Origin of the sequence: Pyxidicoccus xibeiensis, assembly GCF_024198175.1 — a bacterium.
GTDB lineage: Bacteria > Myxococcota > Myxococcia > Myxococcales > Myxococcaceae > Myxococcus > Myxococcus xibeiensis.
Map to the genome: position 1 here is coordinate 20,976 of NZ_JAJVKV010000009.1, position 14,043 is coordinate 35,018.

At 71.4% G+C, this 14,043-nt stretch carries 11 protein-coding genes; 4 read left to right on the plus strand and 7 right to left on the minus strand.

The window, feature by feature from the left end; genetic code table 11:
* Window positions 1-10: 10 nt before the first annotated feature.
* The 3 genes from LXT23_RS32965 to LXT23_RS32975 all read right to left on the minus strand — a co-directional run bounded on the left by LXT23_RS32965 (window position 11) and on the right by LXT23_RS32975 (window position 4,763).
* On the minus strand, window positions 11-1,822 hold the full coding sequence (locus tag LXT23_RS32965) for a hypothetical protein (protein WP_253984353.1): 1,812 nt from the start codon (window positions 1,820-1,822) through the stop codon (window positions 11-13).
* A gap of 114 nt (window positions 1,823-1,936) precedes the next feature.
* Window positions 1,937-3,217 (minus strand): hypothetical protein, encoded by a 1,281-nt coding sequence (locus LXT23_RS32970; RefSeq protein WP_253984354.1) that lies wholly within the window; start codon window positions 3,215-3,217, stop codon window positions 1,937-1,939.
* Window positions 3,218-3,392: 175 nt separating this feature from the next.
* A complete protein-coding gene (locus tag LXT23_RS32975; RefSeq protein WP_253984355.1) occupies window positions 3,393-4,763 on the minus strand; it encodes a sigma 54-interacting transcriptional regulator in 1,371 nt (456 codons plus the stop codon).
* Window positions 4,764-4,860: 97 nt separating this feature from the next.
* Between LXT23_RS32975 and LXT23_RS50455 the strand changes: the two genes are divergently transcribed.
* Entirely contained in the window at window positions 4,861-7,287 is a 2,427-nt protein-coding gene (locus LXT23_RS50455; RefSeq protein ID WP_323379113.1) for a serine/threonine-protein kinase, read from the plus strand.
* 107 nt (window positions 7,288-7,394) lie between these two features.
* Window positions 7,395-9,554 carry an alpha-amylase family glycosyl hydrolase gene (locus LXT23_RS32985; RefSeq protein WP_253984356.1) on the plus strand — a complete coding sequence of 720 codons (2,160 nt, stop codon included), beginning with the start codon at window positions 7,395-7,397 and terminating at the stop codon, window positions 9,552-9,554.
* Window positions 9,555-9,617: 63 nt separating this feature from the next.
* Here the strand turns inward: LXT23_RS32985 and LXT23_RS32990 are convergent, their stop codons facing one another.
* Complete coding sequence (locus tag LXT23_RS32990; protein WP_253984357.1) at window positions 9,618-9,824, minus strand: hypothetical protein; 207 nt, start codon at window positions 9,822-9,824, stop codon at window positions 9,618-9,620.
* Window positions 9,825-10,053: 229 nt separating this feature from the next.
* Here LXT23_RS32990 and LXT23_RS32995 point away from each other — a divergent pair, with 229 nt between their 5' ends.
* Both LXT23_RS32995 and LXT23_RS33000 read left to right on the plus strand, forming a co-directional pair.
* A complete protein-coding gene (locus tag LXT23_RS32995) occupies window positions 10,054-10,329 on the plus strand; it encodes a hypothetical protein (RefSeq protein ID WP_163996431.1) in 276 nt (91 codons plus the stop codon).
* A gap of 61 nt (window positions 10,330-10,390) precedes the next feature.
* Entirely contained in the window at window positions 10,391-11,128 is a 738-nt protein-coding gene (locus LXT23_RS33000) for a PHP domain-containing protein (protein WP_253984358.1), read from the plus strand.
* A gap of 3 nt (window positions 11,129-11,131) precedes the next feature.
* Here the strand turns inward: LXT23_RS33000 and LXT23_RS33005 are convergent, their stop codons facing one another.
* The 3 genes from LXT23_RS33005 to LXT23_RS33015 form a co-directional block, all read right to left on the minus strand.
* A complete protein-coding gene (locus LXT23_RS33005) occupies window positions 11,132-11,884 on the minus strand; it encodes a hypothetical protein (RefSeq protein ID WP_253984359.1) in 753 nt (250 codons plus the stop codon).
* A gap of 305 nt (window positions 11,885-12,189) precedes the next feature.
* Complete coding sequence (locus LXT23_RS33010; RefSeq protein ID WP_253984360.1) at window positions 12,190-12,516, minus strand: FmdB family zinc ribbon protein; 327 nt, start codon at window positions 12,514-12,516, stop codon at window positions 12,190-12,192.
* A 16-nt stretch (window positions 12,517-12,532) separates the two neighbouring features.
* Window positions 12,533-13,723, minus strand: coding sequence for a hypothetical protein (locus tag LXT23_RS33015; protein ID WP_253984361.1), 1,191 nt, complete (start codon window positions 13,721-13,723; stop codon window positions 12,533-12,535).
* Between the last annotated feature and the right edge of the window lie 320 nt (window positions 13,724-14,043).

Below are 14,043 nucleotides of genomic sequence, written 5' to 3' on the forward strand. Positions count from 1 at the left end.
CTGGAGAGTTTCAGGTCCCGGGCGGAGGAGCGCCGCCCCTCACGGAGGGCGGAGGTCGGGAGAGGGCCGGGCGCTTCTCGACTGCCCAGGCCTCGGGGACGGCGAGCAGCTCGTCCGTGCCGGGGATGCGCCTCGTGGCGTAGCCGAACGCGCCGGGCTCCGAGAGGAACGACTCCAGCTCCGGGTCCTTCGCGAAGCCAGGGTCTTCACGCAGGGTGCCGTTCAGGAAGACGACCTCGATGCGCTCGCGGCGCAGGTACGTGGACAGGGACTCGTCCGCGCGCTTCGTCCACGTGGGGACGCGACGGTACGGCACACCCAGGTACACGGCCAGGCCTCCCCGCGAGTCCAGCACGGCGACGCTTTCTCCCGGAGCGACGCGTGCTCCCTGTCCGAGCGACCGGATGGCCTGGACCCGGTGCAGCAGCGCACGGCCCGCCGGCGCGGAGGCGGAAGACGTGCCCTGGCGCTTCATCAGGTCCGGTACCGACAGCACCAGCACTCCCGCCATGACCGCGGAAAGCATCAGACCCCCAGGGCCCTCGAGGACTCCCTCCGGAGGGCTCGGGGCCGGCGGCGTCTCGACACCCGACTCCACGGCGGAGGCCAGCGCGGCCAGGACGGCCAGCACCAGGACGCCCTGGATCACGAGGTAGTGCTCACGCGGCTGGATGAGCACCACGGACAGCAGCGCCGGCAGCTGCACCACGAGCGCCGCCGCCACGAGCCCGAGCACCCGAGGCCGTCGCAGGGCCGTCGCCCATTGCCTCGCGTTCCAGGCGAGCACTCCCAGCGGGAGCCCCACCGCCACGGCGAGCAGCAGCAGGTGGCCCAGGTGCTCCCGCTTCAGGGGGCCGCGTCCCGGCAGCGGTGACACGCCGCCGTAGCCCGCGGTGAACAGCTTCAGCGAGGCCCTGGGATAGCGCTCCAGGTTGAGCCTCAGGTGAGAGAGGAACGCGCCCGGGTTCGCACGGGCCGCGGCGCCCACCGAGGACACGTCGCCGAACACCGGGCGGATGACCTGCTCGCACTGGTCCCACGGGTTCACCGCCAGGCCGGTGCTCCGGACGTGGTTGTCCGCGAAGTGCTGGCAGAACGCGTAGAAGCGCCGGTGGGTCGTGTCGGCGAACGGGTTGCCCAGCAGGGCCAGGAGGGCCAGCGCGCCGAGCGCATAGGCCGCCCCCGTGCGCGCGACCTCGCGCCTCCGCGCACGCGCCTTCCACGCGGTGCGCGCGAGCAGGACACCCAGCAGCGCGGACACCAGCAGGAAGGCCAGGAAGTATTCGGGGCGCGCGAACGACGCGACGAGCAGCCCCAGTCCGATGCCCGCCCCCGCGGCTTCCGCCGAGCGGGCCCGCGCCGCGAGGCTGAGCGCGACGAGGATGACGAGCAGCGCGAGCAGGGTGGGGCGCGGCAGGACGTGCGGCGCCATGGAGAGCAGATAGACGGAGGCGACCGCCAGCGCATGCCACGGCCGCGCGCCCACGCTGCGCAGCAGGGCATGGCTCGCCACCGTGGTGAGCAGGAGCAGCAGCCGGGTGTTGCCGTAGTAGAGGTCCACCGGATCCGGCCACACCCACGAGAGCGCGAAGTACCAGAGCGAGTAGAGCGGACCCCACTCGGCTGACGGCAGTCCGCGTTCCGGCAGCAGGAACGCGCGGTGGAGGTAGTCCGCCTCATCCCAGAGGCCCAGGTCGAGCACGCCCTCCACGCCGCGCCCCAGCTTCACGCAGGCCAGCAGCAGCGCGAGGAGGCACACTCCCTCCACGACGAACGCGGGAAGCCGCTGCGGCGGAGGACGCAAGGGAAGGGGAGTGGGCACGGACACGTTCTCGGCGGGGGATCCGACGTGTGGTGCCAACGGGTACCAGAGCGCGGGCGCGCGAATCCACGCGGGGCCCCTCGCCACTGACGACCAGCGGACAGCGCGGCCCGCTCAAGGCCCCAGCTTGCGTCCGTCGAACTGGAGCATGGGAGAGGTGAAGAGCACGTCCTGGGGCAGCAGTGCGGACGGCTCCAGGTTCGCCTCCACCGCCGCCTGTGAGTCCATCCACCGGCATACCTGGGGGAAGCCGACCAGGTCCTTGAAGCACTCCGGATTCAGCGCCACGCGCAGCACGTAGTCCTTCGCCTCGGCCAGGTGCTCCACCGTCGGGTGCGCGTCCACCACCGTGACGCCGCGCTCGCGCAGGGACGCCTTGAGCAGCGCCAGCTCGGACGGGACGAACGGGCCCGCGCCGGGGGGCAGGAGCGCGAGGTGCGGACGCGTCAGCCCGCCGAAGCGTGGAGCTCCGGAGTCGGACACCCGCGCGCGGCGGACCGAGCCACGCGGGCCCGTGCCGAGCACCGCCGGAAGCCCCAGCGACACCGGACGTCCGCTCGCGTCCGGGAGCGCGAACACGTAGAGGGCCGCCTCATCCACCACGCCGTAGCGCTCCGCCTTCGTGCTCCAGGTGAAGGCCCGCGTGCCGAAGTCCAGGTACGTCACGCGCCGGCCGCGCAGCCACACCTCGCCCGTCGCGGGAGTGCCCACCTCTTCGCCGGAGAGGGGCCGCAGCGGGGCGCCGCCGCCCTCGGCCACCGCGGGCGGTACGTCCAGCGGGCCGAGCGGCGCGAGCAGCCCTCCGCCCCGGTACATGGGCAGCCCCGCGGAGTAGAGGTCCACCGCACGCGTGTAGCGGTCCGGCGGCGTGCCCTCGGGGACGACGACGTAGGTGAGCTCCCAGAAGGGGCTGTAGAAGACGCTGTCCTCGCCGATGTCCACCACCGGCAGCGCGCCTTCCAGCCGGTGCGCATCCGGTTGCGCGGCGTCGTAGCGGGTGACGAGCACGTACCAGGGCTGCACCCAGACCTCCGGGACGTGCTCCCAGACCTCGAGGACGGCGAAGGCCGCCGGCCGCCCCTCGCTGAAGGCGGGGAGGATGTTGAAGCCGTCCCGGTCAGGCGCCTGGTGCCGCGCCTGGCGGTGGTAGGGCGGCGACCACTGCGGCAGCGGCTGTCCTCGCGCGGTGACCCACGCGGTGGCGGCGAAGGCGCCAGGGCCGGCCGGGAGCGCGCGCCCCGAGGTCACCTGGTCCCTCAGGTGTCGCAGCGTCCAGATTCGCGGGGCCGGGCCCGGAGGAACCTCGTCCACGGCGCGAGCTCCGCAGCCGAGGGACAGGAGCACGGCGAGCAGGGACAGGGCCGTGAGCGGAGGGCGACGAGAGGAGGGGAGCATGGCGGCTCCCGAAGGCTGTGCACGGGGGAGGGGCTCACAAGGTTCACAGCCCCGGCGTGCGAGCCGGCGTCATCCTCCTGCGGACGCGGTCATCCACCCCGCGAAGGCCCAGCATCCCCGGAGTCGCACGGGAATGCGGACTGGAAGACGCGTCCCCGTGCCGGCCGCCGCGTGCTCAGGGAGGCGACATGTCCAGGCCGTGCTTGCGCAGCAGCTTGCGCAGGTAGACGCGGTCGATGCCGGCCTCGCGCGAGGCGCGGGACACGTTGCCCCCGCAGCGGTCCAGCAGGGTGCGCAGGTAGTCCCGCTCGAAGCCCTCGATGAGCCGCTCCTTGGCCTCCTTGAAGGGGAGGTCCAGCGCCATGGGCATCGTGCTCTCGGGGTCGTCGTCCTCGACGAGGTCCTTCGAGCGGCGGGGCACGTCCGGGATGTCCGGCAGCGCCTCCTCGCCCAGGCTCACCACGCGGTCCACCACGTTGCGCAGCTCGCGCACGTTGCCGGGCCACGGGTACTGGGCCAGCAGGGCGCGCGTCTGGTCCGACAGCGCGCTGGGCGGCCGGCCCATGCGCCTGAGCACGGTGTCGATGAGCAGGGGGATGTCCTCCGGGTGCTCGCGCAGCGAGGGCAGCATCACCCGCAGCACCGCGAGCCGGTGGAACAGGTCTCCCCGGAACCGGCCCGCCTTCACCGCGCCCTCCAGGTCCTGGTGCGTCGCCGCCACCACCCGTACGTCGACGGTGCGGTAGTCGTTGGCGCCCACCCGCTTCACCTGCCGCCGCTCCAGCGCCCGCAGCAGGCGCGGCTGCACTTCCAGGGGAAGCTCCCCCACCTCGTCCAGGAAGAGGGTGCCTCCATGCGCACGCTCGAAGGCGCCCGCGCGGTCCGCGTTGGCGCCGGTGAAGGCGCCCTTCACGTGGCCGAACAGCTCGCTCTCCAGCAGCGCGGGGGGAATGCCCGCCAGGTCGACGATGACGAAGGGGCCCCGGCCCCGCGGGCTCTCGGCGTGGATGGCCTCCGCGCACAGCTCCTTGCCCGTGCCCGTCTCGCCCTGGATGAGGACGTCCGACTCGCCCGACGCCAGCCGCTCCAGCAGCGTGAAGACCTCGCGCATGCGGCGGCTGGTGCCCACCAGCCCGCCGAAGGTGTCGCGCGTGGACAGCGGCATGGCGCGCGACTTCTCGTGCTCCGGCACCAGCTTCAGCTCCGTGGTGCCCAGCGTGAGCACCGCGCCGGGCCGGACCTCCAGCTCGGAGAAGCGCATGCCCTCGCAGTACGAGCCATTGCGCGAGCCCGGGTCCACCGCCCTCACGCTGTCATCCTTCACCTCCAGGATGAGGTGCTGCCGGGACACCGCGCGATCCGGCAGCACGATGTCCGAGCCGGCCTCCGAGCCGATGCGATAGCGCCCGGGCAATAGTGGATACCCCTTACCGGCATCCGTGCCCGACAGCACGACCAGCCGCATGCGCACCCGCGCGGCACGGATGGCCGGAATGGCATCGGTACGGACCTGCTCGTCCCCGTCGTCATCTCCCAGGCGCGCCACGGCGGGCAACATAGCACGGGGTCCGAGGGCGGAAGGGGGCTCGGCAGCCACCCCACCGGGGCAGTACGGTACGCCCGCAATGGCAAACGAGCCGCGCATGCAGTTCGGACGTTACGAGCTCCAGGCCCGTATCGGCCGCGGAGGAATGGCGGAGACGTGGCGCGCCCGGCTGATGGGCGCCGCCGGCGTCACCAAGCCCGTGCTCATCAAGAAGGTGCTGCCGGAGTACGCCAACGACGAGGCGTTCCTCAACATGTTCATCAGCGAGGCGCGCATCTCCGCCACGCTGTCCCATGGCTCCATCGCCCAGGTCTTCGACTTCGGCGAGGTGGACGGCGACTACTTCCTGGCCATGGAGTTCGTGGACGGCCAGCCGCTCCACCGCATCATCAAGCGCGCCCTGCGCTCCGGCTTCACCTGCCTGCCCGCGCCCGTGTCCAGCTTCATCGCGCTGGCCATGTGCAAGGGCCTGCACTACGCGCACACGCGCACCGACGACGCCGGTGCGCCGCTGGGCATCGTCCACCGCGACATCTCTCCCGACAACGTCCTCATCAGCTACGAGGGCCAGGTCAAGATCGTCGACTTCGGCATCGCCAAGGCCCGCTTGCTGCGCGGCTTCGACACCGCGCCCGGCGTGGTGAAGGGCAAGTACCTCTACTTCTCGCCGGAGCAGGCCCGCGGGGAGCAGGTGGATGCGCGCACCGACGTCTGGGCCACCGGCGTGGTGCTCTTCAACATGGTCTGCGGGCGGCTGCCGCTGGAGGGCCAGGCGCACGTGGTGATGCACCGGCTGACGCGCGGCGAGCCGATGCCGCGGGCCCGCAGCGTGAATCCGGACGTGCCCCAGGCCCTGGATGCCATCCTCCAGAAGGCGCTCGCGCTGAAGAAGGAGGACCGCTTCGAGTCCGCCCACGCCCTGGGCGATGCGCTCGCCGGGTTCCTCTACACGTCCGCGCCGCGCTTCTCCGACATGTCCGTGGCGTACCTGATGCGCGAGCTGTTCCGCCCGGACATGGCCGAGGAGGGGCGCGACACCCGCGTGCCGGCCTCCTTCGTGGAGGAGCTGTCCGTCTGGCGCACCGCCCCGCCCATGCCGAAGTCGACGGACGTGGAGCTCCGCCAGCTGTCCAGCGAGCGGCGGACGGCGAGGACCGACAAGAGCGACCCGGGAGAGACGCCGGAGCTCGAGGAGGACGCGGCCGCGCCGGACGGGGAGGGGCCCCCCGAGGCGGAGGGCGGGCTGCTGCAGGACGGCATCGGCATGTCCACGGCGGTGGCCGGCGTGGCCGTGCTGGCCATCCTGGGCCTGCTGTACGTGACGTTCACCCGGCTCAAGAGCGACTGGATGGCGCCGGAAGAGCCGCGGCCCTCCGGACCGCCACCGACCTTCCTGCACGTCCCCCGGCCCGCGCCGACGCAGGCCTCCGCCGCTCCGAAGCCCTCCACGCAGCCCGCGGCTCCGGTCGGGGCCACCTGGCCCGTGGACTCCTTCCAGCTGGAGGCCCGCCAGCACGTCATCCGGGTCTCCTCGGGGAGCGCCGCTCTGGCATCCCTGGACGCGGAGGGGGACTGGCGCCTGGAGGAGACCACCGTGGTCGCCGCCGCCGACCGTGGCAGTGCCCAGCCCACGCTCTTCTATCTCCTCACGGGCAAGGACGTGGCCGCCGCCTCCGCGGTCGGCACCGTGTCCCGCCGGCTGGAGGTGCTCCGCGGCGCCTCGGGGGTGATGCTCTTCACCGTGGGGCCGCCCCTCACCGAGGGCAATCTGCCCGAGCGCCAGGTGACGGCCACGAGCTCGCGCACGGGCAAGGCCAAGGACATCGTCGTCCATCCGGAGTGGATGACGGCCTCGGTGGAGCGGGCCTTCGTCCTGTCGGGCCTGCTGCCCCAGGACACGTATCTCCTGACGCTGGAGCCGGTGGGCGAGGGCGCCTTCACCCGGGGGCGCGAGCAGGGCCCGGCGCTCACGGTGGCCTGCATGCAGCACGAGCGGCCCGAGGAGCAGGCCCCGGAGCGCGCCTGGCGCTTCCTGCTGTCCCAGGGCGACGAGGTGCGCATCAAGGGGATGCGCGGGGTGGCCTGCGGCTTCGTCGACGATGAGCCGTCCGACAACGAGGGCGCGGTGCGGGTCCGCGTCGAGAAGTCACGGCCGCTGTCCGAGTGGGGCCCCGTGGTGGTCCGCCAGGCCGCGCCCCGGAGCTCCGCGCAGGCGCTGGACGACGAGGAAGCGCCCCCGGCTGAACCCACCGCGAAGGGCGACACGGCGAGCGCCGTCATCGCCAACGTGCGGGCCCTGCTGAAGGCGAAGAAGTACCATGCGGCCCGGCAGCGGGCGCAGGAGTGCGTGAGCCAGGCCCCGAAGAACGCCGATTGCCACCTGCTGCTGGGCTCCGCGGCGGCCCGCGTCGGCCAGCAGGAGGAGAGCGTGAAGCACTACCGGCGCTTCCTGGAGCTGGCCCCGGCAACCCACCCCCAGGCCAGCCAGGTCCTCAGCTTCATGGAGAGCTACGAAAAGCAGTAGCCAGGCAGGGCGGAACGGGCGGAATCCGACCTTCGACGCACCGAGTCAAGTCGTTCTGGCCCGGGGGCTTGGAAAAGCGAGCGGGCCTCCCGTAGAAAGGTGGCCGCATGACGCCCTTCCGCTTCCCCCGCGCCCTGACGCTGCCGGCGCTGTTGGCCGCCGCCGCCTGTGGTGACTCCGAAGACTCCATCCCCGTCCGGAAATGCGAGGTGACGCTGACCTACGCCCCGCAGCAGTCCCTGCGGCAGGGGACCGTGTCCGTCAGCGGCGAGTGGGACGGGTTCTCGTCCAGCCCGCTGAAGATGCAGGACCGGGGTGACGGCGTGTACACGGCGCGCCTGGAGGGGCTGGAGTCGCGCGACTACGGCTACCGCTTCGTCGTGGGCGACCAGACGCTGCTGGACCCCCAGAACCCGTACACGCGGTGGGTGCGCGCGGACGAGTACTCGCGGCTGAGCGTGCCGGACTGCCGCCAGCCGGTGCTGGAGCTGGGCCGCTTCTCCGTGACGCCGGACGGCTCGCTGGAGGTGCAGGTCGCCTACCACGACGGCACGGACGAGGTGGGCCCGGCCCGCGAGGAGATGGTGCTGACGCTGGACGGCGAGGTGCAGCCGGACGCGTATGACGCGTCCACCGGCCGCTTCTCCCTCGGCGTGCAGGGCCTGGGCGTGGGCAAGCACCATGTGAAGGTGATGGCGAAGGACTCCGCGGGCCGCGAGGCCGCGCCGCTGTACCTGCCCTTCTGGGTGGAGCCGGAGAAGTTCCGCTGGGAGTCCGGGCTGATGTACTTCGCCTTCACGGACCGCTTCCGCAACGCCCGCGCGGACAATGACAGGCCCACGCCGGACGTGGACCCCATCGCCAACTACCAGGGCGGAGACTTCGCGGGCATCACCGAGAAGCTCGAAGAGGGCTACTTCGACGCGCTCGGCGTGCGCACGCTGTGGATCTCCCCCGTGGACCAGAACCCCGAGGGCCGGTTCATCGGCACCGGAGGCAAGTACTACTCCGGCTACCACGGCTACTGGCCGTCCCAGCCGCGCACCACCCAGCACCGCTTCGGCTCGCTGGAGGAGCTGCGCGCGCTCACCACCGCCGCGCACAAGCGGGGCATCCGCGTCATCGCCGACCTGGTGCTCAACCACGTCCACCAGGAGCACCCGTACTGGGTCCAGCACCAGGCCGACGGCTGGTTCAACACCTCCGGCAGCTGCGTGTGCGGCACCCAGGACTGTGACTGGGAGGAGAAGCGCCTGACGTGCCGGTTCACCAACTACCTGCCGGACTTCAACTGGCGCTCGTCGGACATGGTGGACCGGTTCATCGACGACACGCTGTGGTGGCTGGAGGCGGCGGACTTCGACGGCTTCCGCATGGACGCCGTGAAGCACATGGACCAGGTGGCGGGCCGCACCCTGCGCGGGCGGCTGCAGGAAATCACCGCCATGACGGGCACCGAGTTCTACCTGGTGGGCGAGACGTTCGTCGGCGCCGACGGCCGCAACCAGATTGCCCGCTACATCAGCGAGCGGGAGCTGAACGGCCAGTTCGACTTCCCCCTGTACTGGCCGCTGCGCGAGGCCTTCGCGGACGGGCAGAGCCTGGAGCGCGTGGACGTGGCCGTCCGGGAGAACGAGGTCTACTACGCGCCCGGCACCCTCAACTCGCCCTTCCTGGGCAACCATGACGTGGCGCGCTTCATGTCCCAGGCGGCGAAGCAGCTCGAGGGCGAAGGCGGCGACCCCTTCAGCAACGCCCGCCCGCCCGCCACCGTGACGGACCCGGCCGCCTTCGAGAAGGCGAAGTTCGCCTTCACCTTCCTGCTCACCCAGCCGGGCGTGCCGCTCGTCTACTACGGCGACGAGATTGGAATGCCGGGCGCGGGCGACCCGGACAACCGGCGGATGATGCGCTTCGGCTCCACGGTGACGCCGCTGGAGCAGGATCTGCTTCAGCTGGTCAAGGCGCTGGGCCAGGCGCGGCTCGCCCACCCGGTGCTGCAGACGGGGGCCCGGCGCACCCTGCGCGTGGAGCGGGAGCTGTACGTCTTCCAGCGCGACCTGCCGGACGGGAAGGGCGCGGTGGTGGCCATCAATCGGAGCAACCTGCCGCGGACCGTGGTCCTGGAGCTGCAGGGCAGCCTGGCGGGCAGCGACGCGACCTACGCGGACCTCTTCAGCGGCCGCACGATGCAGCTCGCCGGCGCCGAGACGGTGCTGGTGGTGCCGCCGCGCAGCAGCTCCCTGTACCTGCCGAAGCAGGAGTAGGGCTGTCGGAGGAGGCTGCTCGGAGGGAGGGGGAGGCCGCCCCTTCCGCCGGGAGCCTCCGAATCAGGTCTGCTGCGGCTGCTGCGGCTTCCCGTGCTTGTAGAAGAGCACGAGGGTGTAGCAGTGGAACTCGTTGTCCGACGACTGACATACGACGCGGTCGACAATCTCCAGATCCGAGTTGCTCTTCAGCCAACGGGTGACGTTCTCACCCAGCTCCTCGCGCTCCTTCGCCTTGGTGGCGGAGAAGACCTTCACGCCCGTGAACATCGCCTGCCACTCCTTGTGCGGTGCTGACTAAGAACAATAGGGGGTTATCGCACGGGGTTTCCAGAGGTGTCAAAAACCCGGCTTCCCCGCAGCCTGGGTGTTGATCGCCCGGCTGCGGGGGTTTGCAGGCCGGGGGGCGTGCCTAGATTGCCCAAGTCGCACCTGGTGGTTGGGGGCTCGGGGCAGAGGGGTCGCGAGTCGAGGCGGCGTTGGGGAAGGGGACAGGCCCGTGGATATGAAGACGAAGAAGGACCTCGCGGTAGACTTCATCAATACGATCCGGACGATGGAGCCCACCGCGCTGAACGCGCTGATCGTCAAGGAAGCGGGCGAGGAGCTGGCCCAGTTCTTCCTGAACTACAGCGCGAATCTCATCTCCAAGGACCCGTCGCGGGTGCTGGAGAACACGTCCTCGCTGATGCTGATGGGGTACCTCATCCGCACCTACGAGGAGAAGAACACGCAGGCCAAGCAGGGGACCTTCCAGTCCTACGCGTTCGCCTGAGCCGTGGAGCGGGCGCTGCTCGCTCGACAGGCCCTGGGGTGGCCTGTTAGGGACGGCGCCCATGCTCATCGACCTGCACGCCCATTCCTACCTCTCCAAGGGCTGCGAGCTGAACCCTCGCGCCGTGCTGGAGCGGGCCGCGATGTTCGGCCTGGACGGGGTGGCCTTCACCGAGACGAACACCCAGGACGGCTGTGACGAGCTGTTCGACCTGGGTGCGCAGGCGAAGCTGAAGGTCTTCGTCGGGCTGGAGCTGATTACGGACCGCGGCCAGTACCTGTGCTTCTTCCCGAAGCCGGAGCTGGCCCCGGAGCCGGTGCAGCTGTGGGGCAGCAACCGGGAGAAGCCGTGGAGCGCGGCCGAGTGCCTGCCCAAGGTGAAGTCCCTGGGGGCGGCCATCGTCGCGGCGCGGCCGTATGACAGGGACTCGCAGAACCCGGCCATGGACTTCATCCGCTCGCTCAACATCCTGAGCGCGGTGGAGGGCTACAACGCCCGGGTGAAGCAGACCGCCAACGACCTGGCCGTGGAGGCCGCCGAGGCGCTCAAGCTGCCGTGCACCGGTGGCAGCGACGCGCGCGGCTCGCTGGACGAGGTGGGCCGGGGCGCCACCTTCTTCAAGCGCGAGGTGAAGACGCAGGTGGAGCTGGTGCAGGAGCTGCTCAAGGGCGAGTTCTGGCCGGTGATGGCCGGAGAGCTGCCGCGCCTCACCCGGCCGGGCGAGGCCCAGGCCGCGCGCAAGTCGGGCGGCGGGGGTGGCGGCGGCGGCCGGGGTGGGGGCAAGCGCCGCCGCCGGTAGTCGCTACTGCAGCAGCGGCTTGCCGGCCTCTTCCGCGCGGACGAGCCGGCCGTCGGAGAGGAAGGCCTTGCGGCGGCCGCCCGGGTACGTCCACTCCTCGTTCTTGGCCGTGCCCTCCAGCGAGCGGCGCACCGTCTCCGGCGGGCCCCAGGCCATGCGCACCGCGTCCGCGGGCATGTTCGCCACCAGACGCTTCTCGAGGACGGCGTCGCGCACGGCGGCGGGCAGCGCCTCCAACTGCGCCTTCACGTCCCGGGGCGCGAGGTACTTCTCCAGCTCCGAGCGGAAGTCCTCCGCGCGCTCCAGGTTGGGCGGCAGCACCAGCATCAGGGGCGGGCTGCCCTGGGGCGCGCCTTCCTCGGCGAGGTACACCCAGGGCCAGGTGCGCGGAGTGTAGAGGACGCGCTCGGTCACCACCCACGAGGTGGGGAACTCCACCCGGAGGATTCGCAGCTTCGTCCCGGCGGGGAGGATGCGCTCCACGGCGCCGGGGTTGATGGGCTTGCCCTTGGTGTCGTCCAGGAGGCGCACGTCCTCGGGGGCGTACGGCGTGAGCAGGCGCTTGGAGGCGTCACCGAAGAAGGGGGTGACGTGGCTGGAGATGCGCAGGTACTGCTCCGCCTCGGGGCCGGTGAAGGCCTGGTTCAGCGAGGTCCGGGCCTCCGGAGGCATCCGGGTGTACGAGGCGCAGCCGGCGCTGAGCGCGGCCAGCAGGAAGACGGAGAGGGAAGGGAGTCGGAGCGCAACGGGCGGCATGGCACACCTCCACGCGGTTCGGGAGGGGGCCTGCTTAGCTCAGCGGGAGGCCTGCGTCAGCGACGACTGCGGGGGCTCGGCGCGCTTGCCGCCCCGGCACCCGCGCTGGGAGGGGCACACGGGGCCCCGGCCAAGGGGGTCCGCGACGAGCAGGAACCGGCCGAGTCCGCGCGCGTCCGTCAGCTCCGGGTGACCGCACAGCGCGCAGTGGCGGGGAGGACGCTTGGAAGGAGGGAAGGGCACGGGACACGAGTGTGTCCCGGCCTCAAGCCCCGGGCGAATTTTCCGCCGCTTGCGAGACGGTCCTACTTCTTGTCGCCGGAGGCCGCGGCGGCCGGCGCGGGAGTGCTGGGCGCGCTGGCCGTGCTGCTCGACGAGGTACTGCTCGACGACGAGGAGCTGCTCGAGGACGAGGAGTCGCTCGAGGACGAGCCGCCGTCCTTCTTGGTGGAGCTGTACAGGTCGGAGTACCAGCCTCCGCCCTTCAGGACGAAGCTGGAGCGGCTGACGACCTTGGACAGGGAGTTCTCCGCGCCGCACGCGCTGCACACGGCGGGGGCGGGGTCGGAGATCTTCTGGAGGACGTCGATGATCTTTCCACAGCTCTGGCAGGAGTACTCGTAGATGGGCATGGTTCTCGGTGCCTTGTCAGGGTGTTGAAGAAGAGGCGCTGGCGAGGAGTCGCTTGCGCAGCCCGTCCGCCAGGCCGAGTCGCTCGAAGGCGCGGAAGACCAGCTCGGTGGGCGCGCCGTGCTTGCGTCCCAGGGCGTCGGCGAGCCCGTGCAGCTCGGTGGCCTCGGGCAGCTCGTCGGCCACCAGGCGCTCCACCTCCTTGCGGAGGGCATCGGTGAACTTCCGCTGGATGCCCAGGTCGGCGAGGTACTTCTCGCGGCCGAGCAGGTCCAGCCGGTGCGTCAGGTGCTGGGTGGACAGGGCCTCGCGGCGGAAGCGCTCGCGCACGGCCTCCACCTCCTCGGTGAGGCCCAGCACCGACACCAGCCGCTGCAGCTCCGGCGGGCTCAGCCCCAGGGACCAGGCCACGCGGCCGGAGGCCCCGCGCTGGTCGGAGTAGCTCCCCAGCACCTGGCGGCGCTCCTTCTCCACCAGCGCGTCCAGCAGGCCGTGCTCCTTCAGCACGCCCTCCACGTCGACGAGGGTGAGCTCGCCGCGAGGGCCGTTGAAGCGCTGCGACAGGTGCTTGAGCAGGGCGAAGCGGTGCTCCGCGGCCTCCAGGGCGCCCTCCAGCACCTCCTTGCCGGACAGGCGCGTCAGCTCCAGGAAGGGCGAGCGGGGCGCCTCCACGCGGGTGAAGCGGCCGCGGGGGCGGGGCAGGTCGCGGCGGGTGAAGGTCGGCTCGTCCGCGCCCTCAGGGGGCAGGGCTTCGGTCCCCTCATCCGCGTCCGCGTCGGTCGTGGCGCGCTTCTTCGGGGCGATGCGCTCCTGGACGGCGGCCTCCTTCGCGGCCTTGCCGCCCTTCTTCGCCGGCTTGCCGTCGCCGCCGTCCACGAACGTGGCGGCCTGCGGGGTGAGGGCGAAGGTGGGGACGTCGGGGGCCGGGGCCGCGGGGGGCGGGGTCTTCTCCTCCCTCACGTGCGCCAGCTCACGGGCGACGTCATAGAAGCCGCAGGCCTGTCGCTGGGCGGCCAGGGAGGCGGCGGTACCGTTGAGGATGTCCACCACGGCGAAGGGGCCCAGGGGGGCCGCCTCCGGCTCGGCGTCCGTCAGGGTGCGGACGCGGAAGTCATCGTCCTCGGCCAGCAGGGCAAGCGCCTCGCGGACCTCCGGAGCGGGGGCCGGCGACTTCGCGCGCCGGCAGAAATCCGAGACGGCAACCGCCACAGGGGTGGGGACGTCGTCGGGCTGTCGTCTTCTCTGCCAGGGGCTGGTCATGGAAAGTAACGGAAAAATGCTCGTTTACGAGGGCGGATGCCTCTATCTTCGGCACCAGACAGGTGTCAATGAGCCAGTCCGGATCCAATCTAAACAGCCAGCGGCGGGTGCAAGCCGAGGGAGCGGACGGGCGTGAGGGCCGGCGCTCCCTGATGCCGGATGTCGGGCGTTGCGGGTCAGGGCTTCCAGGAGTATCAGGACCCCCGCGTCTGGAGACGAACAGTTGTTCCTGAGGCTTTCTTCAGTGGGGGGCAGTATCCGGTGGGGGG